Annotated in this window: 27 protein-coding genes; 13 read left to right on the top strand and 14 right to left on the bottom strand. The window is 73.4% G+C overall.

The features are described 5' to 3' along the window. Positions 1-101 precede the first annotated feature (101 nt). Positions 102-917, top strand: a complete 816-nt coding sequence (locus tag ACNYS0_RS00855) for a LolA-like protein (RefSeq protein WP_422470661.1) — start codon at positions 102-104, stop codon at positions 915-917. 9 nt (positions 918-926) lie between these two features. Here ACNYS0_RS00855 and ACNYS0_RS00860 read toward each other — a convergent pair whose 3' ends face one another. After that, positions 927-1,466: a helix-turn-helix domain-containing protein gene (locus ACNYS0_RS00860; RefSeq protein ID WP_422470662.1), complete on the bottom strand. Its 540-nt coding sequence runs from the start codon at positions 1,464-1,466 to the stop codon at positions 927-929. Positions 1,467-1,614: 148 nt separating this feature from the next. On the opposite strand from ACNYS0_RS00860, the gene ACNYS0_RS00865 reads away from it, so the two are divergent. Further along, positions 1,615-2,859 (top strand): benzoate/H(+) symporter BenE family transporter, encoded by a 1,245-nt coding sequence (locus ACNYS0_RS00865; protein WP_422470663.1) that lies wholly within the window; start codon positions 1,615-1,617, stop codon positions 2,857-2,859. On the opposite strand, the gene ACNYS0_RS00870 is transcribed toward ACNYS0_RS00865, so the two are convergent. Further along, complete coding sequence (locus ACNYS0_RS00870) at positions 2,819-3,538, bottom strand: type 1 glutamine amidotransferase (protein ID WP_422470664.1); 720 nt, start codon at positions 3,536-3,538, stop codon at positions 2,819-2,821. The genes ACNYS0_RS00865 and ACNYS0_RS00870 overlap by 41 nt on opposite strands. A 115-nt stretch (positions 3,539-3,653) precedes the next feature. Here ACNYS0_RS00870 and ACNYS0_RS00875 point away from each other — a divergent pair, with 115 nt between their 5' ends. After that, positions 3,654-4,505: a fructosamine kinase family protein gene (locus tag ACNYS0_RS00875; RefSeq protein WP_422470665.1), complete on the top strand. Its 852-nt coding sequence runs from the start codon at positions 3,654-3,656 to the stop codon at positions 4,503-4,505. A 3-nt stretch (positions 4,506-4,508) separates the two neighbouring features. Here the strand turns inward: ACNYS0_RS00875 and asnB are convergent, their stop codons facing one another. Next, positions 4,509-6,050 (bottom strand): asparagine synthase (glutamine-hydrolyzing), encoded by a 1,542-nt coding sequence (gene asnB, locus ACNYS0_RS00880; protein ID WP_422470666.1) that lies wholly within the window; start codon positions 6,048-6,050, stop codon positions 4,509-4,511. 81 nt (positions 6,051-6,131) lie between these two features. On the opposite strand from asnB, the gene ACNYS0_RS00885 reads away from it, so the two are divergent. Further along, positions 6,132-6,902, top strand: coding sequence for an IclR family transcriptional regulator (locus tag ACNYS0_RS00885; RefSeq protein WP_422470667.1), 771 nt, complete (start codon positions 6,132-6,134; stop codon positions 6,900-6,902). Between the two features lies 1 nt (position 6,903). On the opposite strand, the gene ACNYS0_RS00890 is transcribed toward ACNYS0_RS00885, so the two are convergent. After that, positions 6,904-7,689 (bottom strand): SAM-dependent methyltransferase, encoded by a 786-nt coding sequence (locus ACNYS0_RS00890; RefSeq protein ID WP_422470668.1) that lies wholly within the window; start codon positions 7,687-7,689, stop codon positions 6,904-6,906. 205 nt (positions 7,690-7,894) lie between these two features. Between ACNYS0_RS00890 and ACNYS0_RS00895 the strand changes: the two genes are divergently transcribed. Continuing rightward, positions 7,895-8,359, top strand: a complete 465-nt coding sequence (locus tag ACNYS0_RS00895) for a cupin domain-containing protein (protein WP_422470669.1) — start codon at positions 7,895-7,897, stop codon at positions 8,357-8,359. Positions 8,360-8,366: 7 nt separating this feature from the next. Here the strand turns inward: ACNYS0_RS00895 and ACNYS0_RS00900 are convergent, their stop codons facing one another. Then, positions 8,367-9,323 (bottom strand): D-2-hydroxyacid dehydrogenase family protein, encoded by a 957-nt coding sequence (locus ACNYS0_RS00900; RefSeq protein WP_422482396.1) that lies wholly within the window; start codon positions 9,321-9,323, stop codon positions 8,367-8,369. Between the two features lie 229 nt (positions 9,324-9,552). Between ACNYS0_RS00900 and ACNYS0_RS00905 the strand changes: the two genes are divergently transcribed. After that, on the top strand, positions 9,553-10,413 hold the full coding sequence (locus ACNYS0_RS00905; RefSeq protein WP_422470670.1) for a glycoside hydrolase family 16 protein: 861 nt from the start codon (positions 9,553-9,555) through the stop codon (positions 10,411-10,413). A 64-nt stretch (positions 10,414-10,477) separates the two neighbouring features. On the opposite strand, the gene ACNYS0_RS00910 is transcribed toward ACNYS0_RS00905, so the two are convergent. Next, positions 10,478-11,173, bottom strand: coding sequence for a ribonuclease H family protein (locus ACNYS0_RS00910; RefSeq protein ID WP_422470671.1), 696 nt, complete (start codon positions 11,171-11,173; stop codon positions 10,478-10,480). A gap of 25 nt (positions 11,174-11,198) precedes the next feature. Next, complete coding sequence (locus tag ACNYS0_RS00915) at positions 11,199-11,591, bottom strand: nitroreductase/quinone reductase family protein (protein WP_422470672.1); 393 nt, start codon at positions 11,589-11,591, stop codon at positions 11,199-11,201. 344 nt (positions 11,592-11,935) lie between these two features. Here ACNYS0_RS00915 and ACNYS0_RS00920 point away from each other — a divergent pair, with 344 nt between their 5' ends. Then, positions 11,936-12,430, top strand: a complete 495-nt coding sequence (locus tag ACNYS0_RS00920) for a GNAT family N-acetyltransferase (protein ID WP_422470673.1) — start codon at positions 11,936-11,938, stop codon at positions 12,428-12,430. Between the two features lie 35 nt (positions 12,431-12,465). Then, positions 12,466-13,293, top strand: a complete 828-nt coding sequence (locus ACNYS0_RS00925) for an endo alpha-1,4 polygalactosaminidase (RefSeq protein ID WP_422470674.1) — start codon at positions 12,466-12,468, stop codon at positions 13,291-13,293. Between the two features lie 34 nt (positions 13,294-13,327). Here ACNYS0_RS00925 and ACNYS0_RS00930 read toward each other — a convergent pair whose 3' ends face one another. From ACNYS0_RS00930 to ACNYS0_RS00945, 4 genes are all read right to left on the bottom strand, one after another. After that, on the bottom strand, positions 13,328-15,694 hold the full coding sequence (locus ACNYS0_RS00930) for a hypothetical protein (protein WP_422470675.1): 2,367 nt from the start codon (positions 15,692-15,694) through the stop codon (positions 13,328-13,330). 78 nt (positions 15,695-15,772) lie between these two features. Next, positions 15,773-17,116 (bottom strand): LCP family protein, encoded by a 1,344-nt coding sequence (locus ACNYS0_RS00935; protein ID WP_422470676.1) that lies wholly within the window; start codon positions 17,114-17,116, stop codon positions 15,773-15,775. A 97-nt stretch (positions 17,117-17,213) separates the two neighbouring features. Next, complete coding sequence (locus ACNYS0_RS00940; protein WP_422470677.1) at positions 17,214-18,356, bottom strand: methyltransferase; 1,143 nt, start codon at positions 18,354-18,356, stop codon at positions 17,214-17,216. A gap of 223 nt (positions 18,357-18,579) precedes the next feature. Further along, positions 18,580-19,521, bottom strand: coding sequence for an SDR family oxidoreductase (locus tag ACNYS0_RS00945; protein ID WP_422470678.1), 942 nt, complete (start codon positions 19,519-19,521; stop codon positions 18,580-18,582). Positions 19,522-19,731: 210 nt separating this feature from the next. Between ACNYS0_RS00945 and ACNYS0_RS00950 the strand changes: the two genes are divergently transcribed. Together ACNYS0_RS00950 and ACNYS0_RS00955 are read left to right on the top strand one after the other, a co-directional pair. Continuing rightward, entirely contained in the window at positions 19,732-20,298 is a 567-nt protein-coding gene (locus tag ACNYS0_RS00950) for a rhodanese-like domain-containing protein (RefSeq protein WP_422470679.1), read from the top strand. Continuing rightward, the gene (locus ACNYS0_RS00955; protein ID WP_326021604.1) at positions 20,295-20,567 is read left to right on the top strand and encodes a metal-sensitive transcriptional regulator; all 273 of its coding nucleotides are present in this window, start codon (positions 20,295-20,297) and stop codon (positions 20,565-20,567) included. Before ACNYS0_RS00950 ends, ACNYS0_RS00955 begins: the two co-directional genes overlap by 4 nt. Here the strand turns inward: ACNYS0_RS00955 and ACNYS0_RS00960 are convergent. Continuing rightward, positions 20,524-21,471: a DMT family transporter gene (locus tag ACNYS0_RS00960; protein ID WP_422470680.1), complete on the bottom strand. Its 948-nt coding sequence runs from the start codon at positions 21,469-21,471 to the stop codon at positions 20,524-20,526. The two genes, ACNYS0_RS00955 and ACNYS0_RS00960, sit on opposite strands and share 44 nt — an antisense overlap. An 82-nt stretch (positions 21,472-21,553) precedes the next feature. Here ACNYS0_RS00960 and ACNYS0_RS00965 point away from each other — a divergent pair, with 82 nt between their 5' ends. Continuing rightward, entirely contained in the window at positions 21,554-22,468 is a 915-nt protein-coding gene (locus tag ACNYS0_RS00965) for a LysR family transcriptional regulator (RefSeq protein WP_422470681.1), read from the top strand. A gap of 9 nt (positions 22,469-22,477) precedes the next feature. Here the strand turns inward: ACNYS0_RS00965 and ACNYS0_RS00970 are convergent, their stop codons facing one another. Next, positions 22,478-23,134: a maleylpyruvate isomerase N-terminal domain-containing protein gene (locus tag ACNYS0_RS00970; protein WP_422470682.1), complete on the bottom strand. Its 657-nt coding sequence runs from the start codon at positions 23,132-23,134 to the stop codon at positions 22,478-22,480. 97 nt (positions 23,135-23,231) lie between these two features. Here ACNYS0_RS00970 and ACNYS0_RS00975 point away from each other — a divergent pair, with 97 nt between their 5' ends. Beyond that, entirely contained in the window at positions 23,232-23,738 is a 507-nt protein-coding gene (locus tag ACNYS0_RS00975; RefSeq protein WP_422470683.1) for a GNAT family N-acetyltransferase, read from the top strand. On the opposite strand, the gene ACNYS0_RS00980 is transcribed toward ACNYS0_RS00975, so the two are convergent. Continuing rightward, a complete protein-coding gene (locus tag ACNYS0_RS00980; RefSeq protein WP_422470684.1) occupies positions 23,714-24,646 on the bottom strand; it encodes a sigma-70 family RNA polymerase sigma factor in 933 nt (310 codons plus the stop codon). The two genes, ACNYS0_RS00975 and ACNYS0_RS00980, sit on opposite strands and share 25 nt — an antisense overlap. A 77-nt stretch (positions 24,647-24,723) precedes the next feature. Here ACNYS0_RS00980 and ACNYS0_RS00985 point away from each other — a divergent pair, with 77 nt between their 5' ends. Continuing rightward, positions 24,724-25,191 (top strand): pyridoxamine 5'-phosphate oxidase family protein, encoded by a 468-nt coding sequence (locus ACNYS0_RS00985; protein WP_422470685.1) that lies wholly within the window; start codon positions 24,724-24,726, stop codon positions 25,189-25,191. Positions 25,192-25,221: the final 30 nt, after the last annotated feature.

Here is a 25,221-nt window from a genome sequence, read left to right on the forward strand (position 1 = left end):
CGAGGGCCAGGGCACTCCGCGCAGGACACCCACACCGCACAGAACGTAGAATTTGTGGGTGTTTCGGACGCGCGACGCGTCCATGAAGGCGAGGTGGCGTCATGGCCGGACCGACCACGACCCGGCTGCACCGGGCCGCCCGCGCACCCGTCGCCGCGGCATTCGTGTGCGCGAGCCTGCTCTCCGCGGGACCCGCCGTGGCCGACGACGGCGACGCCAAGGACAGGAGCGCGCAGGAGCTGGCCGACGCGGCGAAGAAGGAGCTCCTGGACGCCAAGTCCCTGCATCTGACGATGAAGAACGGATCGGACGACAAGGACGCCCGCACCCCGGCGCTGGTCGATCTGCGGCTCGACGAGAACGGCGACTGCACGGGCAGGCTCCGTATGGGCACCGGCGGCGCCAAGGGCGGCACCGTCGACCTCGTGAAGCGCGGCGACGAGGTGTGGGTGAAGCCGGACGCCACATTCTGGAAGACTCAACTGCCGGGCCGCAGCGGCGACTTGGCCGCCCAGTTGATCGGCGACCGGTATGTGCACGGCTCCACCGACGACCCGATGCTCGACGGGCTTTCCGGCACCTGCGACCTCGACGCGTTCCGCGAGCGCCTCAAGGACGGATCGGACCGTGCCACCAAGGACGAGCTCACGAAGGGCGACCAGAAGAAGGTGGCGGGCACCGAGGTGGTGCCGCTGACCCCTTCCGGTGAAACCAAGGGGCGCATCACCCTCTACGTCACCGCCGACGAGCCGCACCGCCTGGTGCGCGCCACCGAGAAGGACTCCGGTGAGTCCCTGTCGATGACGCTGACCGACTACGGCAAGCCGGTGCCGAAGAAGACCCCGTCCGCGGACGACTCGATCGATGTCTCGGAGCTGCGCGACACCGGCCCGTCGCAGGCTCCGCACGCCGCCTGACGCCGAATATCAGCCGGTTTTCGGGTAGCGGACGAACAGGATCCCCTGGACCTCGCCGTCCGGTGCGCCGTAGATGTGCGGGGCGTCCGCCGCCCACTGGGCGTGACCGCCGGGCCCCGCGGTCGTGGGCGCGTCCGGCGGGCCGACGACGGCCGTCCCGGAGAGCACCATCAGGCTCTCCGTGGTGCGCGGGACGTGTGCCGCGGACTCCTGGGTCGCACCCTCCGCGATGGTGACGCGGAAGACGTCGGTGGCCGCGCCCGCGTCCTCGTACCGCTCGATCAGCACGGCGGTGACCGCGCTCCCGGAGACACCGGCCGCGCTCGCGCCCACGCCCGGCGCGGGGTCGTCCAGGACCGCGCTCAGTGGGCGGCCCAGCTCGGTGGTCAGGGCGTAGAGGGTTTCGAGGGTGGGGTTGCGGCGGCCGGTCTCGAGTTCGGAGAGGGTGCCCTTGCCGACGCCCGAGCGGCGCGCGAGTTCGGACAGGGACAGGCCGCTGTCCTCGCGCAGCCGTTTCAGCCTGCGCCCCACTTCGTCACCAAGCCCCATCGCCCGGCCCCCTCCCGCGCCCGTCGGCGCGTGTTGACGTGTCGCCACCCGTGTCCTTAGTGTTCCACAAACAGAACGTTCCGTTTATGGAACGCTCCGTACGCTCACACCATCCTGCCCTCTCCTGACTTTCGGAAGTGACACCCGCATGCCCTCGCTCGCCCGCATACGCGCCTTCGCACCACCCTCGGCCGTGGCGGCGGGGCTCATCGCGACCACCGTCGGTGTGACCAGCGCGGCCGCCATCGTGTTCACCGCGGCGCGGACCGCGGGGGCGGACGCGCGGGAGGTGTCCTCGTGGATGCTGGCACTCGGCGTCGGCATCGCCGTCACCACCGTGGGCCTGTCGCTGCGCAACAAGGCGCCCGTACTCACCTCGTGGTCGACGCCGGGGGCCGCGCTCCTCGCCACGAGCCTGAGCGGGGTGTCCATGGAGAAGGCCGTGGGCGCGTTCGTGTTCAGTGCCGTGCTGACCGTGGTGAGCGGCCTGACCGGGTGGTTCGCGCGGCTCATGGACCGGATCCCGGTGCCGCTCGCCTCCGCGCTGCTCGCGGGCGTGCTCCTGGACTTCGGGACGGGGCTCTTCACGCAGATGGGCGGGCACTTCGGGATCGCGTTCCCGGTGTTCGCGCTGTATCTGCTCGCCCGCCGGCTGCTGCCGCGCTACGCGGTGGTCGTCGCGCTCGCCGGGGGTGTGGTGGCCTCCGTCCTCACCGGCGGCTGGCATCTGGAGCAGGTGCAACTGTCGCTCGCGCAGCCGGTGTTCACGACTCCGGAGCTCGACTGGAAGGTGCTCATCAGCGTCGGTGTGCCGCTGTTCGTGGTCACCATGGCCTCGCAGAACCTGCCGGGTGTCGCCGTGCTGCGCACCTCCGGCTACGAGGTGCCCATCTCGCCCGTCCTGACCTGGACCGGCGTCGCGCAGGCGGTGCTCGCGCCGTTCGGGGCGTTCGGCCTCAACCTCGCGGCGCTGACCGCCGCGATCTGCACCGGCGAAGAGGCGCACCCCGACCGCGAGCGGCGCTATCTCGCGGCCGTGTGGGCGGGTGTCTTCTACCTGTGTGTCGGCCTGCTCGGAGCGACGGTGGCCTCGCTGCTCGCCGCGATGCCGCACGCGCTTGTCCTGGCGGTCGCCGGGGTGGGCATGCTCGCCACGATCGAGTCGGCCCTGGCCGGGGCGCTGTCCGACCCCAAGTCCCGGGAGGCGGCCGTCGTCACCTTCCTCGCGACCGCCTCCGGGGTGACCCTGCTCGGCATCGGGTCCGCGTTCTGGGGGCTGCTCGCGGGCGTGCTCACCACCGTCGTCACGTCCCTGACGCGGCGCGGGGCCACCCCGGCCGCCGCCAAGCCGGTCACGGCATCGTCGCGCACACCCGAGCGAACCTCCGCGTGACCTCGGACCACGCCGCGACGGCCGCGCCCTCGTCGGCCACCGCCGCGTCGTGCAGCCGATCCCGGTCGAAGCCCTGCCGGGCCAGGGGCTCGGGATCCCATCCGGCGATCCGCTCGGCCTCCGCCTCGGGGTGAAACTGGACGCCCCAGGCCCGCTCCCCCACCCGGAACGCCTGGTGCGGGCAGGCCTCGGTGGACGCGAGCCAGACGGCACCCGGCGGCAGTTCGGTGATCTGGTCGACGTGCCGCTCGATCGCGGGAACCGTGTCGCCGAGCCCGTGCAGCAGCGGGTCATCGGCGGCCTCGGGCCGCAGCCGTATCCGCGTGCTGCCGTACTCGGGCCGACCGTGACTCCCCCGCACGCGGCCACCCGCGACATGGGCGAGCAGCTGACCGCCGAGGCAGATGCCGAGGACGGGTGTGCCGCCGTCGAGGGCCTGCGCGGCGAGGCTGCGGGTGGCGGGCAGCCAGGGCGCGCGTGCGTCGTCGTCCGGCAGGAAACCACCACCCAGCACCAGCAGCGGCCTGTCGTCGAGCGCCTCCGGCAGCGCCTCACCCTCGTACGGGCGCAGCACCTCGACCGCGAGCCCCGCCTCGCGCAGCCAGTCACCGACCCGGCCGGGGCCGCCGCTCCTGGTGTTCTGCACGACCAGGACGGGAGCAACTGCCGTGGTATTCATCCGCGTTCGCCTCGTTCCGTACGTCGACCGGGGCCACACCCCGCGTTGATCAACGCAGCAGACCAGCGGGCCACGCGTCACGTCAACGCTCGCGCGGCCGTCCTACGCTGGAGTCATGTCGGAATCCGCAGCCGCCGCGACCCGCTTCACCGGCCGCCCGGCCACCGCCGAGCGCCGCCGCTCCGCCCACCTTGCCGAGATCACCCTCGACGACGGCCGCGTGGTCGTGGTGAAACACGCCGACACCCCCGCGGCGGTGCGTGCGGAGGCGGCCGGGCTGCGGTGGCTCGCGGCGGCCGACGCGGTGGCGGTGCCCGCGGTGCACGGCTCGGACGACCGGTGTCTGGTCGTCGACCGGGTCGAGGAGGGGCGGCCGAGCCCGGACGCCGCCGAGCGGTTCGGCACGGACCTCGCGCGGCTGCACGGCGCCGGAGCCCCGGCGTTCGGCGCGGCGCCGCCCGAAGGGCCGACGGACGCGTACATCGGGCTCGCCCCCATGCGCAATGTGCCGGGCGACGACTGGCCGCGCTGGTACGCCGCCCACCGGGTGCTGCCGTACCTGCGCGAGGCCGTCGACGCCGGCACCCTCTCCCCCGCCGAGGCGAAACCGGTCGAGAGCGTCTGCGAGCGGCTGCCCGAACTCGCGGGCCCCGCCGAGCCGCCCGCCCGCCTGCACGGCGACCTGTGGAACGGCAACCTGCTGTGGGGCGCGGACGGCGCGGCCCGGCTCATCGACCCGGCCGCGCACGGCGGGCACCGCGAGACCGACCTGGCGATGCTGCACCTGTTCGGCGCGCCGCACCTGGACCGGATCCTCGACGGCTACCAGCGGGCCGCGCCGCTCGCCGCCGGCTGGCGCGACCGCGTCCCGCTCCACCAGCTCTTCCCGCTCCTGGTGCACACGGTGCTCTTCGGCCGCGGCTACGCCGAGCAGGCGGTCGCCGCGGCCCGCTCCCAGCTCTCGTAAGGGCTACGCCGTCGCGAACCGGGTGAGCACCGCCTCCGGGCGGACGCCCGGCAGCGCGGCACGGAACGTCCGGTAGTAGCCGAGCTCCTCCTTGCTGCGCAGTTCGGGTGCCCCGTCCTCGGCGCTCGCCTTCGCGAACTCCTCGTCCGTGATGCGGCTGTCCCACAGCGGGCTCAGGACGCTCTCCGCGCCGCTGCCCGTGCCGAACTGCTCCTTGCGCCGCCACAACAGACGCTCGGGGAGCAGGCCCGCGAAGGCGCGCCGCAGGTGTCCCTTCTCCATGCCGTCCGCCTCCAGTGCCTTGAGTGGCGCGGGCAGTGACATGGCGTGCGCGATGACGTCCCGGTCGAGGAACGGCACACGTGCCTCCAGGCCGTGGGCCATGGTGACGCGGTCGCAGCGCTGGAGATTGAGGCCGTGCAACGCGCCTATGGTGCGGCGCAGTTCGGCGTCCAGCGCGTCGGGGGCGGCGTGCCGCTCGTGGTAGTAGCCGTATCCGGCGAAGAGTTCGTCGGCGCCCTCGCCGGTGAGGACGGCCTTGACGTGCCGGGAGGCGAGTTCGGACAGGAACCAGTTCGGGACGGCGCTGCGGATGAGGCTGGCGTCGAAGGACTCCACGCACCCGACCACCTCGTCGAGCGCCCGCGCCGCGGCCTCGGGGTCGAGCACCGCCTCGTGGTGCTCGGTGCCCAGGAACGCGGCGGCGTCCCGCGCGGCGAGCAGGTCCGGGGAGTCCTCCGTGCCGACGGCGAAGGTCTTGAGGCGGCGTCCCTGGCGGGCGTACTCGTCGGCGGCGACCGCGGCGACGAGACTGGAGTCGAGCCCGCCCGAGAGGAACACGCCGACCTCGACGTCCGCCATCAGGTGCCGGCGGACGGAGTCGGCGACGGCTTCGAAGGTGGCCTTCTCGACGACCTGCTCGGGCACGCCGCCCCAGGTGTCGGTCACGTCGGGAACCGGCTCCGCGAACCGGCGCAGACCGCCCTCGGGCGTCCACCGGTGTCCGGGAGGGAAGATCTCGGCGGCGGGCTGTACGTCGGGGTCGAAGGCGCGCAGTTCGGAGGCGAAGTGCACGGCGGTCTCCGTGCGCGCCCAGTACAGCGGCTTGACGCCGATGGCGTCGCGGGCGACGACGAACCGGCCGCCCGGGGTGGCCGCGCACAGCGCCCACATGCCGCGCAGGCGTCGCAGGCCCGCGGGCCCGTCCGTGCGCAGCACGGCGAGGGCCGCCGCCGAGTCGGACGAGGAGCCGAACGCCTCGGCGGGCAGTTCCTCACGCAGGGCCTCGTGGTTGTAGATCTCGCCGTTGCACACGAGCGACCAGTCGTCGTCGCCGTTGCCGCCGCCGAGCGGCTGGTGTCCGCCGTCGAGGTCGACGATGGAGAGGCGCCGATGGCCGAGCCAGGTGTGGCCGCCGACCGTTCTGGTTCCGCTGTCGTCGGGTCCGCGGTGGGCGAGCCGGTCGAGCATGCCCTCCGCCGCCGCGTCGGCGCACTCGGTGGCGAGACTTCCGTGATGGCTGTGTATGGCTGCGATTCCGCACATGTGGATCGACCATAGAGCGGTCCGTGCGAATGGAACAATGCAAGTTGCTGTATACGCACGCCGCTGTGGCAGCCTAGTGTCATGGCAGCGGAGAACCTGAGCAGCGTGCACCGCGCGCTGGACGTGCTGCGCGCACTGGCGCAGGGCCCCATGGGCGTACAGGAAGTGGCCCAGGCGGTGGGCAAAGAGAAGACGCAGGTGTCACGGACCCTGAAGGTCCTGGCGCAGGAGGGATTCCTGGAGCGGGATCCGCGCACGCTGCGCTACCGCGTCGGCTGGCAGCTGCTGGCACTGGCCTCCTCGGCGGGCGAGGAGCGGCTGTACGGGGAGGCGCCGCCGGTGCTGCGGGACCTGGTGCACCGCGTGGGGGAACCGGCCTATCTGACGGTGCTGTCCGGGCACGGCGTGGTGACGGTGCTCACCGAGCGCACGTCGCGCGGCCTCCAGGCGCACGAGTGGATCGGCCGCACCTCGCCCCTGAACTGCACGTCCGCGGGCCGCGCGCTGCTGTTCGGACTGCCGGACGACCAGGTGGCGGCGCTCCTGACGACCGAGGACGGAGCGCCGCTGCCGGGCACGGACGCGGCGCCCCGCGACGCGGCGGCCGTCCTGGAACGGCTGCGGGCGGAGCGGGTGCGCGGCTTCGCGGTGGCGGCGGAGGAGATGGAGCCGGGCCTGACCGCGGTCGCCGTCCCGGTGCACGACCACCGGGGCGACGTGGTGGCGGCCGTCAATGTGTCGGCGCCCGTGTTCCGGCTGCCGCCGGAGGCGCTCCCGCAGGTCGCGGAGGCGGTGGTCGCGGCGGCGCACCAGCTGTCGGCCCGGCTGAACGGCGCGCCGCCGACCATGTGAGTCAGGAGATCCGGGCGACGCCCGAGTAGATGCCGGACGGCTCCGGCGCGGGGGCGGGCTCGCCGCGGAACCACTCGGTGGCGGTCACCAGGCCCGGCTCCACGAGGTCGAGCCCCTTGAAGAACCGCGCCACCCCGTCACGGGTGCGGAAGCCCAGCTGGATCCCGGCCTTGGTGTACTGGGCCACGACCTTCTCGACCAGGTCGGGGAAGATGTCGCTGGAGGCGTTGGACAGCACCAGGTGGCTGCCGGGCGGGAGCTCGGACACCAGCCGGGAGACGATGCCGTACGCCTCCTCGTCGTCCGGGATGAAGTGCATCAGCGCGATCAGCGACAGGGCGATGGGCCGGTCGAAGTCCAGGACGGTGCGGGCGTGTTCGAGGATGGCGTCCGGCTCGCGGACATCGCCCTCGATGTAGTCGGTGGCACCCTCGGGGCTGCTGACGAGCAGCGCCTGGGCGTGCCGCAGCACGATCGGGTCGTTGTCGGTGTAGACGACCTTGGCGGTCGGGACGATGCGCTGCACGATCTGGTGCAGGTTCGGCGCGGTCGGGATGCCGGTGCCGATGTCCAGGTACTGGTCGACGCCCTGCCCGGCGAGCCAGGCGGCGGCCCGGTGCATGAACTCCCGGTTCTGCCGGGCCGCGTCCCGCGCCTCGGGCGGCAGCTGCTCGCCGACGGCCTCGTCGACGGGGTAGTTGTCCTTCCCGCCGAGCAGCCAGTCGTAGACCCGCGCGGGGTGCGCCTGGCTGGTGTCGATACGGGGCCGGGGAGCAGGTGCCGTCATGAAACTCTCCAACGTCGCTGTGCGGGCGGGACGATGCGTGTGACCTGCCCGCAGTCTGTCATGCCAACTCCCGTGATTCACCACGGAGTTGCAGGTCACGGCGGGTACACGGGCGACAGCGCACGGTACTCGCGAGCCTCCCGCATCCGCGTCCCACGCCCCTTATCCTTGATCATCCACCCATGTTCCACCCTGAGGAGCAACCGTGCGCGACTGGCTGGGCGAGCTGGACCTGGAGCCCCACGGCGAGGGCGGCTACTTCCGCCGCGTCTACACGAGCCCGTACGAGCTGTCGACGCCGCACGGCCCCCGCCCCTCGGCGACATCGATCCACTATCTGCTCGACGAGCGGCAGCCCAGCGGCCTGCTGCACCGCAACCGCAGCGACATCCTGCACTTCCTGATCGACGGCGGCCCTCTGGAGTACGTGACCGTCGCCCCGGACGGCACCCTGCACCGCACCACCCTCGGCCCGGACGACGAGCGCTTCCTGCTGGTGCCGGGCGGCCACTGGAAGGCCTCGCACCTGATCGACGACGCCCGCCACGGCCTGGTGGCGGAGGTCGTCACCCCTGGATTCGACTACTCGGACCACGAGTTCGCGACGCGGGCCGTACTGGAGGAGTTCCCGCACCTCACGGAGGAGCTGCGGGAGTTCGTCCGCGGCTGAGCGGGAGTCAGCCGAGCACGCGCACCGGGCCTCCCGCCAGATACGCCTCGATGTCCTCGACGGCGCCCTGGAAGAAGCCCTCGTAGTTGCGGCGCGTCACGTAGCCGAGGTGGGGCAGGCCCAGGAAGTTCGGGGCGGTGCGCAGGGGGTGGTCGGCCGGGAGCGGCTCGGTGTCGAAGACGTCGCTGCCCGCGCCGGCGATCCAGCCCTCGCGCAGCGCCCGCAGCAGCGCCTCCTGGTCGACGATCGCGGCGCGCGAGGTGTTGACCAGGTAGGCGGTGCGGCGCATCCGGCGCAGCTCGGCCTCGCCGAGGAGGCCGCGGGTGCGGTCGCCCAGGACGAGGTGGACGGAGACGAAGTCGCTGGTGTCGAGGAGTTCTTCCTTGGAGGCGGCGAGGGTGGCACCGGCCTCTGCCGCCCGTTCGGCGGTCAGGTTCCGGCTCCATGCCGTGACGTCCATGCCGAAGGCGGCGCCGACGCGCGCGACCCGTGCGCCGATCTTGCCGAGGCCGAGCAGGCCGAGGCGGCGGCCGTGCAGGTCGGCGCCGAGGGTGGACTGCCAGGGGCCGCCGTCGCGCAGGTTGGCGCCCTCCGTGAGGACACCGCGGGCGAGGCCCAGGATCAGGGCCCAGGTGAGCTCGACGGGCGGTTCGGGATTGCTCGCGGTGCCACAGACGGTGACGCCGTGCGCGGCCGCGGCGTCGAGGTCGATGGACGCGTTGCGCATGCCCGAGGTGACGAGGAGCCGCAGCTTGGGCAGGCGTCCGATCAACTCCGCGGGGAACGGGGTGCGTTCACGCATCACGACGACGATCTCGCAGTCGCCGAGCAGCGCGACGAGCTCGTCGTGCGTGTCGACATACCGATTCAGGTACGTGACGTCGACGCGGTCCGACAACCGGTCCCAGTCGGCCAGTTCACGGGCGACGCCCTGGTAGTCGTCGAGTACGGCGCACCGCAGCATGCTCACATCACTCCTGGTTCGAAGATCGCCTCGAAGATCTCCTCGAAGATCGTCGGAAAACCTTAACCGGGAACACTGGTACGGACTTTTACGCAGCCCCTTGACGCCCCTTGACCCCACCCCTTAAATCAAGCCTTGAACGGAACACGTCAAGCGCAGCGTTCCTGCCTTCACTTTCTGGCGTGCCGCGGGACGGCACGACCCCCTACCCGAAGTGATGTGATGCCCCATGCGCAGTTCACTCCGCCCGCTGAGCCGCAGACTCCCCCTGGGCGCCGCGGCCCTGCTGTGCGTCGCCGCCGCGTTCGTGCCGACGGCGAACGCCGCCGACACCGAAGACGGCGCGCACCCCACGGCGGTCACCTTCTCCGACGACTTCGACGGGCCCGCGGGCTCGGCGGTCGACGGTTCGAATTGGCAGACCGAGACCGGAGACAACGTCAGCAACCACGAGCGGCAGTACTACACGGCCGGCAACAACAACGCCGCGCTCGACGGCCAGGGCAACCTGGTCATCACCGCACGCAAGGAGAATCCCTCCAACTACCAGTGCTGGTACGGGACGTGCCAGTACACCTCGGCGCGCCTCAACACGTCGGGGAAGTTCGAGACGACGCACGGCCACGTCGAGGCCCGGATGAAGATCCCGCGCGGGCAGGGCATATGGCCCGCGTTCTGGATGCTGGGCAGTGACATCGGCTCGGCCGGCTGGCCCAACTGCGGCGAGATCGACGTCATGGAGAACGTGGGCTTCGAACCCTCCACGGTCCACGGCACCATCCACGGCCCCGGCTACTCCGGGGCCGGCGGGATCGGCGCGGGCTACTCGCTGCCCGGCGGCCAGGCCTTCGCGGACGACTTCCACACGTTCGCGGTGGACTGGACGCCCAACAAGATCACCTGGTCGGTGGACGGAACGGTGTACCAGACCCGGACCCCCGCCGACGTGGGTGGCAACCAGTGGGTCTTCGAGAAGCCGTTCTTCTTGATTCTGAACCTGGCCGTGGGCGGGGACTGGCCGGGCGACCCGGACTCCAGCACCCAGTTCCCACAGCAGCTGGTGGTGGACTACGTGCGGGTGAGCACGTAAGTACGCAAGGGCATGGAGAGGGGCCCGGCGCGATGTGCGCCGGGCCCCTCTGTGCCGGTTGCGGTCAGGCCGACGTGCGGCACTCCGGGTGGCCCCAGCCGTCGGGGTTCTTGGCGATGTCCTCACCCGCGCCGTACGAGCGGCCGCAGCGGCAGCGGCCGGGGAACTTCGCCTTGAGGGTGCGCGAGGAGGAGCCGGAGGAGGCCCGCTTGGCGGTCGCCGCCTTCTTCGCGCGCGGCGGCTTGGCCGAGGACGGGGCGGACGGCGGCGGCTCGGGAGAGCCGAGCGCGCTGCCCGCGTCCTGCTGGGCGACGGCGGCCTGGCTCGCGGCACGGTCCGCGAAGTCGTTCAGCGGGTCGCCGTCGACCTGGTGCGCGGGCACGTACTTGAACTCGACCGCGCGGCCGTCGAGCAGCGCGTCGATCCGCTGCACCAGTTCCTGGTTGGCGACCGGCTTGCCCGCGGCCGTCTTCCAGCCCTTGCGCTTCCAGCCGGGCAGCCACGTGGTGACCGCCTTCATCGCGTACTGCGAGTCCATCCGCACCTCGAGCGGCACATCCGCGGCGACCGTACTCAACAGCCGCTCAAGGGCGGTGAGTTCGGCGACGTTGTTCGTCGCGGTGCCGAGCGCGCCGGCCTCCCACTGCACGGGCTTCTCGTCACCGTCGGCGACGACCCAGGCCCATGCCGCGGGCCCGGGGTTTCCTTTGGACGCGCCGTCACACGCGGCGATCACACGTTCTGCCATGCCCCCGATCATGCCAGGTCCGGACGAGTGGTCGCGGTCAGTCGAGGTCGACGCGGACGGTCAGCAGGTCGACACCGAGGCCGCGCACCGCGGCGCTGTTGAGGCGGGGCAGGGACCTCAGGCGTGCGCGGGCGTCGTCCCCGGGCAGCAGGTGTGCGGTGCCGCCGTGCCACTGCCCGCGCAGGCGGACGCGGACGCGGGGATCGGCCTGGATGTTGCGTACGTACTGGGACTTGAACCCGAACTCCGAGACCAGCCAGAAGGCCCCGCCGACACGCCGCCCGCCCACGGGGGTGCGGCGCGCGAGCCCCGACGTGCGTCCGGTCGTCTCCAGGAGGACCTGGGTCGGCAGGCGCCGGGTCACGGGGTTGGCGACGCGGCGCTGGAAGGTGGTGACGAGCCGGTGCTTGGTCTCGTGGAAGCGCGACATGGGCGCACTCTAGGCGCCGGCCCGGGAGTGTGGTCGGGGAAGGTCGGGGAAAGAGGAAGCCCCGGCCGTGACGGGGGACCACGGCCGGGGCGGCTTTGAGCGGGACACGGATGGCGGTCGCCTCTCGGCGGGGGGCTCCGCAGGGCTTCAGCCGAACGATCTTCCCTGCGGGCGATAGGTAGGGCCCGGGGACACTGTTCCATCCGTGTCCACGTCTTGGTCAACGGACGGGGTGGCAGGGTTGTTCCCGGCGGTGCCGGGGCGGGGCGTGAGGTGCGTCACGACCGGTACCGCTTGGTGACCGTTCGAACCGTCTGCGGCGGATCCCGGCGAAAGGAACGTTGATGCCCGAGCTGCGCGCGGCCCGCGAGGGCGACCACCCCCTGCTCGTACGACGGGTCCAGGAGTGGTGGGGCGACTCGCGCACACCGCAGGAGGCGCGCGAGTTGTCGCTGCTGCTGCCCCGCCTGTTCCTCCAGTTCTTCGCGGGCACCAGCCTGGTGGCGGAGGACGCGTCCGGAGTCCGGGCGTTCCTGGTGGGCCTGTACGCCGCCGATGACGACACCTCCGCGTACATCCACTTCGTGGGTGTCGACCCGGCGCTGCGCGGCACTGGTGTGGGCCGTGGCCTGTACGAGGAGTTCTTCCGGCGGGCGGAGCGGGCCGGGCGGGGGGACGTGCGGGCGATCACGTCGCCGGGGAACGCCGGATCGATCGCCTTCCACCGGGCGCTGGGGTTCGTGGTGGAGCCGGGTGACCGGGAGGTGGGCGGGGTCGCGGTGCGCACGGACTACGACGGTCCGGGGCAGGACCGGGTGTGTTTCCGGCGGCCGTTGTGAACGAGGGGGCGGGGTTCTCGTTCTAGGCTGCGACGATGATCTTCCGTCCGGCTTCCCGACGTCTGTCGGCTCTGTGCCTCGCCCTGAGCGCCGCGTTCGCGGTGTCCGCCTGCTCGTCACCGGAGTCCGGGGGCCACTCCCCACACGTGCAACGGCCGACACCGGACGCGCAGTTCGACTACCAGATCGGCGGCGCGTACAAGCCGCCCGCGGGGGTGCGGGCCGTCTCGCGGGACCGCGGGGACGCACCCGCCCGCGGGCTCTACAACGTCTGCTACGTCAACGCCTTCCAGGCCCAGCCCGACGCGGTGACGTGGTGGCGGACCCACCACGACGACCTGCTGCTGCGGGACGACGACGGCAAGCTGGTGGTCGACGAGGACTGGCACGAGCCGCTGTTCGACATCTCCACGAAGACGAAGCGCGCGCGGCTCGCGAACATCGTGGGCGGCTGGATCCGGGGCTGCGCCGACGACGGCTACCAGGCCGTCGAGCCGGACAACCTCGACTCCTACGAACGCTCCGACGGCCTGCTCGACTCCTCGGACGCGGTCGCGTTCGCCCAGCTGATCGCGGACCGCTCGCACGGGGCCGGGCTCGCGGTCGGGCAGAAGAACACCGCGGAACTCCTGCCGAAGCGCCACGACATCGGGTTCGACTTCGCGGTGACGGAGGAGTGCCAGGCCTATGACGAGTGCCGGGCGTACGCGTCGGCGTACGACGACCGGGTCTTCGCCGTGGAGTACCGCAAGGGCGACTTCGAGGGGGCCTGCCGCGCGTGGGGCGACCGGCTCTCGATCGTGCTGCGTGACATGGACGTGCGGCCCGCCGGCACGAAGGGCTATGTGCGGCGGGCCTGTTGAGCTGCTGAGCTGTTGGGCACGGAGCGGGTGGGCCTCAGGCCTTCCGGGTCGGGTCACCGAGCGCGTCGAGGCGGCGCTTGATCGCGTCGAGGGCGCCGGGGCGTCGGCCCGGTACCTGTTCCCGCAGGGCGGTCAGACCGGCGGCGTGCCCACGGGCCCGCTCCGGGTCACGGACCTGTTCGAACTGGTGGTGGGCACGGTCGGCGGCCGCCTCCACGTCCTCGTCGGAGGGTGACTCGCCGCGCGCGATCCGGGCGTGCGCCACGGCGATCCACAACTCGCAGCTGCGTCCCGGTTCGTCGGCCAGGCGTGCGAGGTCGGCCCGCACCTCCATCCAGTGCACGACCTGCGAGGACCGCATCCCGTGCACCCGCAGCGCCTCCCCTTCCCACGCGGCGGCGATGGACGCGGCCTCCCCGTGCCGCCCCGCCTGCACGGCGGCGAGCAGCAGAGCGTGCGGGTCGGGCTCGGCGGGCCGCGCAGGCGCGACGGCGGGCATGGGCGGGACGACGGGCGCGGGGGCGGGGTCGGGGGCGGGCTGTGGGCTGATGGGAGCGGCGGCCGGGGGCGTCACGACCGGGCCCAGAACCGGCGCCTCGGAGAGCTGAACGGTCGGACCGGGGGCGGGGGCCTGGACATGCCCCGGGTCCGAAGCCTTGCCGAGCCGCACGGCGGGCCCGGGGTCGGGCGCTTGGACGTGCTCCGCGGCGGGCCCCAGGGCGGGCTCCTGGACGTGCTCCGCGGCCGGAGCCGAAACCGGGCCCGCAGCGGGAGCGGACACCGGAGCCGCGTCCGTGACGGGTACCGGAGTCGGCGCGGGCGCCAGAGTCGGCGCGGGCGCCGGATCCGGCAGCGGCCCCGATGCGGCTGCCCCGGCAGACACCGGAGGCACCGCTGGGGCCGAAGGCTGGGCCGAGGCCGGGACCGGGACCGAAGTTGGGGCCGGAGCCGGAGCCGGAGTCGGGGCCGAAGTCGGAACCGGAGCCGAAGTTGGGACCGAGCCCGGAGCCAAGTTCGACGCCCCGCCCGGAGCCGCAGTTGAGACCGAGGCCGGAGCCGAGTCCGGGACCGGAGCCGGGCTTGGGGCCGACGCGGGAGCCGGAGCAGAGCCCGAAGTCGGAACCGGAGCCGAGGCCGGAGCCGGACTTGGGGCCGGCGCGGGAGCCGAAGTCGGAGCCGGAGCCGGGACCGGAGCCGGGCTTGGGGCCGACGCGGGAGCCGGAGCAGAGGCCGGAGCCGAAGTCGGAGCCGGGACCGGAGTCGGGCTTGGGGCCGGAGCAGAGCCCGAAGTCGGAGCCGGGCTTGGGGCCGGGGCAGGAGCCGGAGCCGGGCTTGGGGTCGGCGCGGGAGCCGAAGTCGGAGCCGGAGCCGGACTTGGGGTCGAAGTCGGAGCCGGACTTGGGGCCGGCGCGGGAGCCGGAGCAGAGCCCGAAGTCGGAACCGGAGCCGAGGCCGGAGCCGGGCTTGGGGCCGGGGCGGGAGCAGAGGCCTGGGTGGGAGTCGATGCCGGGTGCGACGGCGGGACGTGGGCCGATTCCCGGGCCGGCGTCGGGTGCGCGACCGGTATCGGCGTCGGGTCCGAGGCCGGAGAGGAGCCTGGGCTCGCTCCCGCCTCGGGGGCCGAGGGCGTACCCGAACCGGACCTCGGAGCCTCCGCCCCGCCTGGCCGTCCCGCGGGCGCGGGCTCGGCCGGGTGACCGCTCGCCGCCGCGGGCACACGCGAACCCGGCGCCACGTACCCCGACCCCAGCGCCACGAACAGCGCGTCCGCCGGGCCCGCGTGGGCCGCGGCCGTCTCGTGGAGGTCGGGCGGGGTGGGGCGGGCGCCCGTCCGCCAGATGTCCGCGTAGGCGCGGAGGTAGGTGGGGGTGAGGGTGGTGCGGCGGGGCGGTGGCGGCAGCACCCGGCCGAAGACGCTGGTGCCGTGACCGAGGCCCAGGCCGCCCGATCCGACGTGCTTCCAGGCCTCCGCGTCGGCGACGAGGTCGAGCACGACGGTCGTGGTGTGCGCGCGGCGCCGGGTGAGTTCACCGGTGAGCCAGTGCCACGGCAGCCCCGTGTAGCGAAGCGTCGACGGGGTGGTGCGGGCGAGGGCCAGGTGCAACAGGCGCTGGCGCTGGTCGAGGTGGAGCTGGCCCGCGACGTACAGGTGGAGCGGCCCCGGCTGCGCGGCCGCGGTGCGCAGGCGGGTGAGGACTGCCTGCGGGTCGAGCGGGTCCGCGAGTTCGACGACGGACGCCGCCGCCGTGCCGGTGAGCACGTCCGGCGGCACCGCCGCGAGCGTGGGCAGCACGGAGACCGCGTCGATGAGGCCCGCCTTGCCGACGGGCGCGGCCGCGAGGAGCAGTGCCGTGCCCGGCTCGGTGGAATGTGCCTCGTTGTTGCCTTGCGCGTTGATCACCACAGCAGAACCGTAACCGCAACACGGAGCGTCGCGCTCCCGTCACCGGACCTCAAGTGGCCCCGCAGCAGTCGGTTTTCAGCCCTTTTTGCCCGAAGGGTTCCCGCAGCGCAGCCGGTCTCCGGTAACCGGGGCCCCTTCCACCATGCTGCGGTCGTACGTCACTTGCGTCACACTCTGATCGCCGCCGCCGACGGCGACGCGGAAGACCGGGCCGAAACCGGCCACGGACCGCAGCTTCGCGCCGGGGAGCGCGGCCGCCAGAGAGGGCGCGAAGCGGGCGCGTTCGGGATCGTACGTGACGACGGTGGGTCCGCTCGGGCGGCTGCTCGGCGCGGGCGCCTCGGTCACGTCGAAGCCGCTCTCCCGCAGCCCGGCGGCGACGCGCGGGTCGTCGACCCGCACCTTGGTCTCCTGGGGCGGCATGCCGACCGGGACGGGACCGCCGGACTTCCGGGTGGACGTCAGCGGCCGGTCCGCGCGCAGCGCCCCGAACATCTCCTTCGCCCGCTTGTCGTCCCACAGCAGCGACGAGCCCCATTGGGGATCCCGGTAGTCGAAGTTCGAGATGGGCACGGTGGCGAACTCCGTCCGCCGCGGCGTGAGGTCGCGCAGCTTCCACGCCAGGGACATCAGCGTTCGGGTGTCCGTGTGGCCGTCGGTGCGCACGTGCGACATCAGCGCGCGGGCCGTACGGGCGGTCGCCATCGGGTCCTTGAAGACCTTCGCGTCGGAGAGCCGCGCCAACATGCCGAGCAGCATCTTCTGTTGGCGGCGGACCCGTCCGAGGTCGCCGGGCGGGTTGAGGTGGCGGGCGCGGACGTAGCGCAGGGCGTGCCTGCCGTCGATGTCGTGGGTGCCCGCGGCCAGGTCGAGTCCCGAATTCTCGTCCCGCAGCGGCCTGTCGCTGCACACCTCGGCGCCGCCCAGGTCGTCGACGGCCGCGACGAATCCGCGGAAGTCGGCCTCCATGTAGTGGTCGACGCGCAGCCCTGTGGCACGTTCGACGGTCCGGACGGTCAGGTCCCGGCCCCCGTGCGCGTAGGCCCCGTTGATCTTTCCGCTGTGCGCGGGGTGGTCGTGCCGGGCGAAGCGGACGAAGGAGTCGCGGGGGAGGGAGACGACGCTGAGACGACGGCCGTCCGCGGCGATGTGCACGAGCATCAGCACGTCGGTGCAGCCGCACTCCTGGCCGCCGACGTGCAGCCGCTGGATCTCCTCGCGGGACATTCCGCTGCGCCGGTCGAGCCCCGCGACGAGCAGGTTGGTCCCCCTGCCCTTGGCGGCCTGCTGCCCCGGGGCCGGAGCGGATCTGCCCTCCGCCGCTCCGGCCCCCGCGGGCGCCGCCCCGGCGAGCGTGCTGATCAGCAGGGCGGCCGCGGCCACCGCGTGGCGGCGGCGGAGACGGTGCTGGGGGGCCATGGAGTACCTCCGTCGAGCGGATGTCGGAGCGGGTGCGATCTGAACCCTTTACCCCATATCGCCACTCTGGTCCCACCCTGCCACGCCTGATTCACCGTCATGTACGCACGGTGGCCTCCCCCGTCGGGACCAATCGCCACAGCGACGTCGTCTCCGCCGCGCGTGCGGCGTGCAGCGGATCGGTGCGGTCGTGCGAGCGCGGGTGGCGCGGCCGGACGTCGAGCCGGCCTGCGACGCGCAGACCCGCCGCGGCGAAGGCGTTCGTCAGCTCGTCGCGGCCCCGCAGTCCGAGCAGTTCGGCCAGGTCGGAGAGGATGAGCCAGCCCTCGCCGCCGGGTTCGAGGCGGCCCGCGAGCCCGCCGAGGAAGCCGTGCAGCATGCGCGAGTCGGGGTCGTACACGCCCTCTTCGAGGGATGAGGCGGGGCGCGCCGGCAGCCACGGCGGGTTGCAGACGACGAGGGCGGCGCGCCCGCGCTCGGGCCAGAGCCCCGCGTCGCTCACCTCGATCCGGTCCGCGAGCCCGAGCCGGTGGACGTTGTCGCGGGCGCAGGCGAGGGCGCGCGGCGCCGCGTCGGTGGCGACGACCCTGCCGACGCCGCGCCGGGCGAGGACGGCGGCGAGCACCCCCGTGCCGGTGCCGAGGTCGAAGGCGACGCCGCCGGCCGCGCCGCGGGGCAGCTCCGCACCGTGGACCAGGTCGACGTACTCGCCCCTGACCGGGGCGAACACCCCATAGTGCGGGTGGATGCGGGCACCGTCGAGAGCGGCCACGGGCACGCCGGTACGGCGCCATTCGTGCGCGCCGAGCACACCGAGCAGCTCGCGCAGCGGCACGACTCCGGGGGTGCCGGGAGCGGGCCCGTACGCCTCGGTGCACGCGCGGCGCACGTCGGGGGCGCGGCGCAGGTCGAGGCCGTGGTCAGGGCCGAGGACGACCAGGAGCATGCCGAGGACGCGGGCGCGGTGGACGCGGTTCCTGCGGTGCTCGTGGAAGCCCTCGGCGAACGGCAGCGCCCGGTCGACGCGGCGGCCGAGGGCGCTCAGCAGCTGCCGGGCGCCGTGGTAGTCGCCGCGCCACAACAGCGCGGTGCCTTCGCAGGCGTGGCGGTAGGCCTCCCGCGCGCGGGTCCGGTCCTCGGCGACGACGACGCGCCGGGGCGGCCGTCCACCGCCGAGCGCGCGCCAGGACGCGGTGCGGGTGGTGTCGGTATCGGGTTCGGTCCAGGACAGGACGGTCACCTTGGGAACTCCTCGGAGTGGAACGTGCGGGGCACGAAGCGCACATGGGCGAGGAGCGGGAGGCGGCCCGGCGGTCGTCACCGGGCGAGCACATGGGTCAGGGGCGGCTCGGCTCCCGCGTCGCGGTGCGCGGGGCGGGGTCGCCGAGGACCTGTCCTGGAACGATGGCCGATGTCATGAGACGGATTCTCGCAGACGAGGGCCGAGCGGCCGTTCTCGACGGTCAGCGGTATCCGGTGACGTCCGCCGGCTTGCCCGCGTCCTGCACCTCGACGAGGTAGCGCCAGGAGTCGGGCCTGCTGCCGTCGAGGTCGGTGAACCCGTAGACCTTGGCGAGGCCGCCGCTGGACTGGGACGTCCCGTTGAACCGGGCGACGTCCGGGTCGGCGGCGAGCGCGGCGACCGCGCGGCCGGTGTAGCGGGGCGTCTCGGAGATGGCGAAGTGCGGCTGGACCCGCACCGCGTCCCGCCAGTTCTCCTCGGTGACGTCGTAGTGGCCGAGCATGATCTCCGAGCGCATCCAGCCGGGGGTGAGCGCGACGGCGGTGGCGCCGCGCGAGCCGAGTTCGTGGCCGAGGGCGAACGCCATGCGCAGGACGGAGCTCTTGGCCAGGTCGTAGAAGAAGGACACGCGGTAGTTCGCGCTGTTGTACTCGGCCGTGCCGTCGGTGACCTCGACGACCAGGCCGCCCGGGGTGCGTAGCAGCAGCGGCAGCGCGTAGTGGCTGGTGATGGCGTGCGTCTCGAAGGACAGCCGGTGCAGCCTGAGCCCGTTGTCGAGGTCGTGCTCCCAGACGGGCGTGTCCCATTCGAAGAGGTTCTCGCCGCCCCAGATGTCGTTGACGAGGATGTCGAGGCGGCCCTGTTCGCGATCGATGCGCTCGACGAGGGCGCGCACCTGGTCCTGTTCGAGGTGGTCGGTGGGGACGGCGACGCCCTGGCCCCCGGCGGCCGTGACGAGATCCGCGGTGTCCTCGATGGTCTCCGGGCGGTCGTACTCGGAGCGGCGGGCGCGGGTGCTGCGGCCGGTGACGTAGACGGTGGCGCCGGCCGCGCCGAGTTCGACGGCGATGCCGCGGCCGGCGCCGCGGGTGGCCCCCGCGACCAGGGCGACCTTGCCGCGCAGGGGTTGTTCGTCGGTCGCCGGGTGGGCGTTGTCAGGCATGGAGGTGTCTCCCGTTGCTTCCAGGTGTCAAGCGTCATCGCCGCGCGGCTCACGGTGCCGTTGCCGTGCGGCTCGCTCTCACGAGCATGTCCCGGAATCCCGACATCCCTTGTCCTGCTTTCGGTGGGACTTCGTCCGGACGGTCGGGTCACATACCTACGGGGGTACGTGGTGATACCCTCGGGGGTATACCAGGGAGACAGGAGAGACATGAGCACCACCCTCGCCCCCGCCGATCTGCACGGCGCGGCCGCCGACGACACCCTCGTCCTCGATGTGCGCGCCCCCGCCGAGTACGCGTCGGGGCACGTGCCCGGCGCCCTCAATGTGCCCGCGGAGCTCATCGACGAGCTGCTGCCCGACCTGCGTGACGCGGCCGGGCGCCGCCGGATCGTCGTCGTGTGCGCGGCCGGGCACCGCTCCGCCGCCGCCTGCGCGAAGCTCGCCGAGGCCGGCGTCGACGCCATCGGGCTCGACGGCGGCACGCAGGCCTGGACCGCCGAGGGGCTGCCGGTCGACACCGCGGCCCGCCCCGAGCGCGCCGTCTGGGCGATGGACCGCCAGGTCCGGTTCGCCGCCGGTTCGCTGGTCCTGCTCGGCCTCGCGTTCGGGCGCCGCGCCCCGAAGGCCCGGCTGCTCGCCGCGGGCGTCGCCTCCGGCCTCGTCTACTCCGGCGTGAGCAACACGTGCGGCATGGCGGCGATGCTCGGCAAGCTTCCCTTCAACCGCCCCGCGCCGGGCGCGCTCGACACCGCCCGCGCGGCCCTGCGCTCATGAGCGGCACGGGCAACCCGGAGGCGATGGACGCCGTCCTGAAGCGGCTGCGCCGCGCGCAGGGGCAGCTGACCGGCGTCATCGCGATGATCGAGGCGGGCCGCGACTGCAAGGACGTGGTCACGCAGCTGGCCGCCGTCTCGCGCGCGCTCGACCGGGCCGGATTCAAGATCATCGCCTCGGGCATGCGGGACTGCATGAACGCGGCGGACGGCGAGCAGCCGCCGCTCAGCGAGGATGAGCTGGAGAAGCTGTTCCTGTCGCTGGCGTGACACGGTCCGCGGGTGCGCCGCACCGCTCCTCGGGCGCGCCGCGCCTCTTCGGTGCGGCGCGCCCGAGCAGTACGACACCCGCCAGCGTCACGATCCCGCCGACCACCTCAACGGGCGTCGGCGTCTCGCCCAGCCACAGGTACGCGACCACCAGGGCCACCCCCGGCACCAGGTACAGCGCGGCGGTCGCCGCCGTCACGGTCAGCCGGGCGACCGCGTACCCCCACACCACGAATCCGGCGGCGGACGGCAGCAGGCCCAGGTAGAGCGCGGCGACGGTGGCCCCGGCCGGAGCCCTCATCACCTCGCCGAGCGCTCCCGGTGCCAGCGGGAGCAGCAGCACCGTGCCTGCCCACATGGCGTAGCAGGCGACCTCGAGGCCTGTGCAGTGGCGCAGCAGCGGCTTGATCGCGAAGTGGTAGACGGCCTGTACGACGGCCGCACCCAGGACGGCCCAGGCGGCGGCCGTGTAGCCGGTCTCCCCGCCCGCGAAGGCGATCAGCGCGCAGCCGGCGAGCGCCGTGCCGGATCCCGCGACCGTGCGCCAGGTCGGCCGCTCCCCCAGGAACGCGACGGCGAGCAGCGCGCTGATCGCGGGCACCGACGCGACGATCAGGCTCGCGGTGCCCGCCGGCACCCTCGTCTCGCCCCAGTTCAGCAGGAGTTGGTACGCGCTCATCCCGCAGGCCCCGACGACGAGAATGCGCGGCAGGTCGGCCCTGCGCGGCCTGCGCACGCCCAGGAACGGCGCCACGGCGAGCAGCACGAGCGACGCGGACGCCAGCCGCACGAAGGAGAGCGCGGCCGGCCCGTACCCGTCGAGGGCGACACGGATGGCCGGGAACGCGGAGGCCCACAGCAGGACGGTGGCCGCGAGGGCGAGGGAGGTCTTGTCGAATGTCACGGACTTCACCCTCCCGACCCTGCTCCGTAGAATGGGAAAGGTCCAGTTACTCTTTCTTCTCCTATTGAGAAGGTGGGCTTTGGTGTTGGAAGTGCGGCGGCTGCGGCTGCTCGCGGAGTTCGCCGCGCACGGCACGGTGGCGGCGACCGCCGAGGCCCTGCATCTGACCGGACCCGCGGTCTCGCAGCAGCTGGCGGCGCTGGAGAAGGAGACGGGTCTCGTACTCCTGGAGAAGCACGGCCGGGCGCTGCGGCTGACCGGTGCGGGGCGACTGCTCGTGGAGCACGCACAGGTGGTGCTCGCCGACCTCGCCGCGGCGCAGGCCGATGTGGCGGCGCTGCGGCAGGGGCGGCCGGGAGCCGTACGCATCGCGGCGTTCCCGTCGGCGGCGCGGGTGCTGATCCCCCAGGTGTGGCCCGAACCGGGCGTGGAGGCACCTCGGCTCGACCTCGTCGAGCACGAGCCGGACGCCGCCGACGAGGCACTGCGGCAGCGGACGGTCGACGTCGCGGTCACGCACACGTACAGCCTGCTCCCCCGGCCGCTGCCGCCGGGCTGCGAACAGCGTCATCTCTTCGACGAGCCGGTGGAGTTGGCGCTGCATCCCGAGGCGGCCGCGGGGCACGGTCTCGCGCCGGGCGACAAGGCGGACCTGGCCGCGTTCGCGCGGGAGGCGTGGCTGGTGCCCGGTACGGACACCGCCTGTCACGAGATGACCCAACGGGCGTGCGGGGCCGCCGGGTTCGTGCCGCGCGCGGTGGCGCGGGCGAGCGACTTCGGCGTCCTGACGGCCCTGGTGGCACGCGGCGCCGGAGTGGCCCTGGTGCCCCGACTCGCCCTGCCCGCGCACCTGGAGGGTGTCTCCCTGCATCCGCTGCACTCCCCCGTGCGGCGGACCGTGCGGGCGGTGTACCGGGCGGGCACGGCCGGGCACCCGGATGTCGCGTACGTGTTGGACCGGCTCGGCGAGGCCTCTTCCGGCCGTGGCTTCACGTGACCTGCCGGGTCAGCCGATGACGAACGGCACCTTCCCCGCCAGAGCGCCGAGTTCGCGGCGTTCCGCCTCGGTCGCGGCCCGGCGCCCCGTTCCGACGAGCAGCACGTCCGCGTCGCCCCACGCCGTGGGGAACGCGGCGCCGGCGATCCCCTCCAGGAGCGCCCTCGCCCGGGCGAGCCCCTCCGCGGGTGGTCCCGGCACGTCCGGGAGGTGGGCGGTCAGGTCGAGGTGGTGCAGGGTCCACTCCAGGACGTACGCGGTGAGGTAGTCGCCCACCGTGAGGACCTGCCCCTGCGTGCTCACGCGGGCCGCCGGGTCGGCGAGCTTGGCGGCCCGCCCCGCCGCGGACCCGACGTCGTCGAGGTGGAAAGTGAGCAGGTCCGGGTCCTGGTAGGCGGCGGCGAGGCGGACGGTCAGGGCGTCGAGCGGTTCCTCGCCGGTCGGCGGCTCACTGTCCACATGCCAGTACGTCACCGCGTCGACGGTCGGCTCCCTCGACGCGGGGGTGACCAGGGTGATCAGCACGTCCTGCGCGTCGATGACCAGATGACACACCAGGTCGCGCACCAGCCATCCGGTGCACCCCGAGGGCTGCTCGAAGGCCCGCTCGGGGAGGCCGTCGACCGCCGCGCGCAGTGCGGCCCATGAGCGCGAGAAGTGATCCACGGCGGCACGCTAGCCCGGCCGCGAAGGCCGGACAAGCGCCTGAGGAACGTGTGCTTCGATGCCGCCTACGGAGCCGACGGCGGAACGGTGGGTCGATGTGAACGACGGTACGCGGGTCAGGGCGCGGCGGGACCGCGACCTGACGGACTGCGCGCGGGTGCTGCACGCCGTGCACCACGCGGACGGCTATCCAGTCAACTGGCCCAAGGATCCCGTGGGTTGGCTGAGTGACGGCGACACCGTGGGCGCGTGGGTCGGGTGCCACGACGGGCGCGTGGCCGGGCACGTCCTGCTGGCCCGGCCCGCCCCGGGCGACGTGGCCCCGACCCGCGTACCTGCGGACACACCCGTCGCCGTCGTGGGGCGGCTCTTCGTCGCGCCGTCCGCGCGCGGGCACCGGCTCGGCGCGGCGCTCCTGGAGCGGGCCGCGCGCGAGGCATGCCTGCGCGGCGCCCTGGCCGTGCTCGACGTCGTCACCACCGACCGTGCCGCGATCGCCCTGTACGAACGGCTCGGGTGGCGGTTCCTCGGGACGGGGCAACAGGTGTGGGGGCCGGGCGAATCGGTGGCCGTGCGGTGCTATTCGGCGCCCGCCGGGGACTGACCTCCCGGGGCCGGGCTCCTGCGTCGCGGGAGCGGCACCACGTCCATCGCCGCCAGCCGCTTCTCGTCCGCGACGAGTTCGATGCCGGTGATGCGGGGCGGGTCGGCCGTGAGGTCGACCTCGACGGCGAAGGCGACCTTGAGGGTGCCCGCGTGCGTCCACACCACGCCGGCCGAACCGTCGAGCAGCGCGAGGCGTGCGGCCTTGGCGCGGCCCGCGTACAGGGAGGCCACGGCACGCGCGCCGATCACCTCCGGCTCCGAGCCCATGGCGATCGCCGCGGCGTCCGAGCGGACCACGACGTCCGGGTCGAGCACGGTGAGCAGCGCCTCGAAGTCACCGCCCTGCGTCGCGGCGAGGAAGGCCTCGACGACCTCGCGGCGCCGCTCGCGGTCCGCCTCCTCCGTGGCGCGCGGATCGGCGTCGCGCACCCGGCGCCGCGCGCGGCTGGCCAGCTGGCGGGTGGCGGCGGGGGTGCGCTCGACGATGGGCGCGATCTCCTCGAAGGGCACGGTGAACAGGTCGTGCAGCACGAAGGCGAGGCGCTCCGCCGGGGCGAGCCGGTCGAGGACGACCATCAGCGCGAGCCCCACGGAGTCGGCCGCGACCGCCTCGTCCGCCGGGTCGGCGGGGCCCTCCCCGCTCTCGTGCTCCTGGACCTCCAGCGGGTCCTCGCGGCGCGTGGCGCGGGCGCGCAGCGCGTTGAGGCAGATGCGGGAGACGACCGTGGTCAGCCACGCGGCGAGGTTGTCGATCGCCTCGGCCCCGTCCGTGCGGCTGAGCCGCAGCCACGCCTCCTGCACCACGTCGTCGGCCTCCGCCGACGAGCCGAGCATGCGGTGGGCGACGGCGCGCAGCCGCGGTCGGTGTTCCTCGAACCGGGCGGCCAGGACTTCGGCGTCGGCCATCTGTCACATTCCTCCGTGCTGTCATGTCATGGCAGTGCGCCACTCATGTTCGTTTGTTCGCCGAGAAGGAGAATCGCATGTCGCAGGCCGCGCCCGCGCGTTCGGCAAAGCAGCGCAAGCAGGACACCCTCGACCGCCTGGAGCGGGAGGCCGACGCGTGGGTCGCGACGGCCGGGCCCGAGGACGGCGCCCCGTACATGATGCCGCTGTCGTTCCTGTGGCGGGACGAATGCGTGTACGTGTCGACGCGGGCCACCAATCCAGTGGCGCGCAACCTCGCGGCGAGCGGGCTCGTGCACCTCGGCATCGGGCCGACGCGGGACGTCGTGCACATCGCGGGGCGGTGCGAGGCCCTGTCCCCCGACGAGGTCACCGAGGAGTTCGCGGACGCCTTCGCCGCGGCCGCCGGGTTCGATCCGCGCGCGGCCGACGGACCGTATCCGTACTTCCGGATCCGGCCCGTACGCATCCAGGCCTGGCGCGAGGCGAACGAGCTCGCGGGCCGGGACCTGATGCGGGACGGGGTGTGGCTGGACGCCGACTGACGCGACCGTGCCCCGCCGCGCTTCAGGAAG

The sequence above is a fragment of the Streptomyces anthophorae genome (assembly GCF_049310305.1).
In the GTDB taxonomy this organism is placed as follows: Bacteria; Actinomycetota; Actinomycetes; order Streptomycetales; family Streptomycetaceae; genus Streptomyces.

Coding starts and splice junctions, on each gene's coding strand:
- ACNYS0_RS00855 (WP_422470661.1), top strand. CDS start 102: ATGGCCGGACCGACCACGACCCGGCTGCACCGGGCCGCCCGCGCACCC.
- ACNYS0_RS00860 (WP_422470662.1), bottom strand. CDS start 1,466: ATGGGGCTTGGTGACGAAGTGGGGCGCAGGCTGAAACGGCTGCGCGAG.
- ACNYS0_RS00865 (WP_422470663.1), top strand. CDS start 1,615: ATGCCCTCGCTCGCCCGCATACGCGCCTTCGCACCACCCTCGGCCGTG.
- ACNYS0_RS00870 (WP_422470664.1), bottom strand. CDS start 3,538: ATGAATACCACGGCAGTTGCTCCCGTCCTGGTCGTGCAGAACACCAGG.
- ACNYS0_RS00875 (WP_422470665.1), top strand. CDS start 3,654: ATGTCGGAATCCGCAGCCGCCGCGACCCGCTTCACCGGCCGCCCGGCC.
- asnB (WP_422470666.1), bottom strand. CDS start 6,050: ATGTGCGGAATCGCAGCCATACACAGCCATCACGGAAGTCTCGCCACC.
- ACNYS0_RS00885 (WP_422470667.1), top strand. CDS start 6,132: ATGGCAGCGGAGAACCTGAGCAGCGTGCACCGCGCGCTGGACGTGCTG.
- ACNYS0_RS00890 (WP_422470668.1), bottom strand. CDS start 7,689: ATGACGGCACCTGCTCCCCGGCCCCGTATCGACACCAGCCAGGCGCAC.
- ACNYS0_RS00900 (WP_422482396.1), bottom strand. CDS start 9,323: ATGCTGCGGTGCGCCGTACTCGACGACTACCAGGGCGTCGCCCGTGAA.
- ACNYS0_RS00905 (WP_422470670.1), top strand. CDS start 9,553: ATGCGCAGTTCACTCCGCCCGCTGAGCCGCAGACTCCCCCTGGGCGCC.
- ACNYS0_RS00910 (WP_422470671.1), bottom strand. CDS start 11,173: ATGATCGGGGGCATGGCAGAACGTGTGATCGCCGCGTGTGACGGCGCG.
- ACNYS0_RS00915 (WP_422470672.1), bottom strand. CDS start 11,591: ATGTCGCGCTTCCACGAGACCAAGCACCGGCTCGTCACCACCTTCCAG.
- ACNYS0_RS00920 (WP_422470673.1), top strand. CDS start 11,936: ATGCCCGAGCTGCGCGCGGCCCGCGAGGGCGACCACCCCCTGCTCGTA.
- ACNYS0_RS00925 (WP_422470674.1), top strand. CDS start 12,466: ATGATCTTCCGTCCGGCTTCCCGACGTCTGTCGGCTCTGTGCCTCGCC.
- ACNYS0_RS00935 (WP_422470676.1), bottom strand. CDS start 17,116: ATGGCCCCCCAGCACCGTCTCCGCCGCCGCCACGCGGTGGCCGCGGCC.
- ACNYS0_RS00945 (WP_422470678.1), bottom strand. CDS start 19,521: ATGCCTGACAACGCCCACCCGGCGACCGACGAACAACCCCTGCGCGGC.
- ACNYS0_RS00950 (WP_422470679.1), top strand. CDS start 19,732: ATGAGCACCACCCTCGCCCCCGCCGATCTGCACGGCGCGGCCGCCGAC.
- ACNYS0_RS00955 (WP_326021604.1), top strand. CDS start 20,295: ATGAGCGGCACGGGCAACCCGGAGGCGATGGACGCCGTCCTGAAGCGG.
- ACNYS0_RS00980 (WP_422470684.1), bottom strand. CDS start 24,646: ATGGCCGACGCCGAAGTCCTGGCCGCCCGGTTCGAGGAACACCGACCG.
- ACNYS0_RS00985 (WP_422470685.1), top strand. CDS start 24,724: ATGTCGCAGGCCGCGCCCGCGCGTTCGGCAAAGCAGCGCAAGCAGGAC.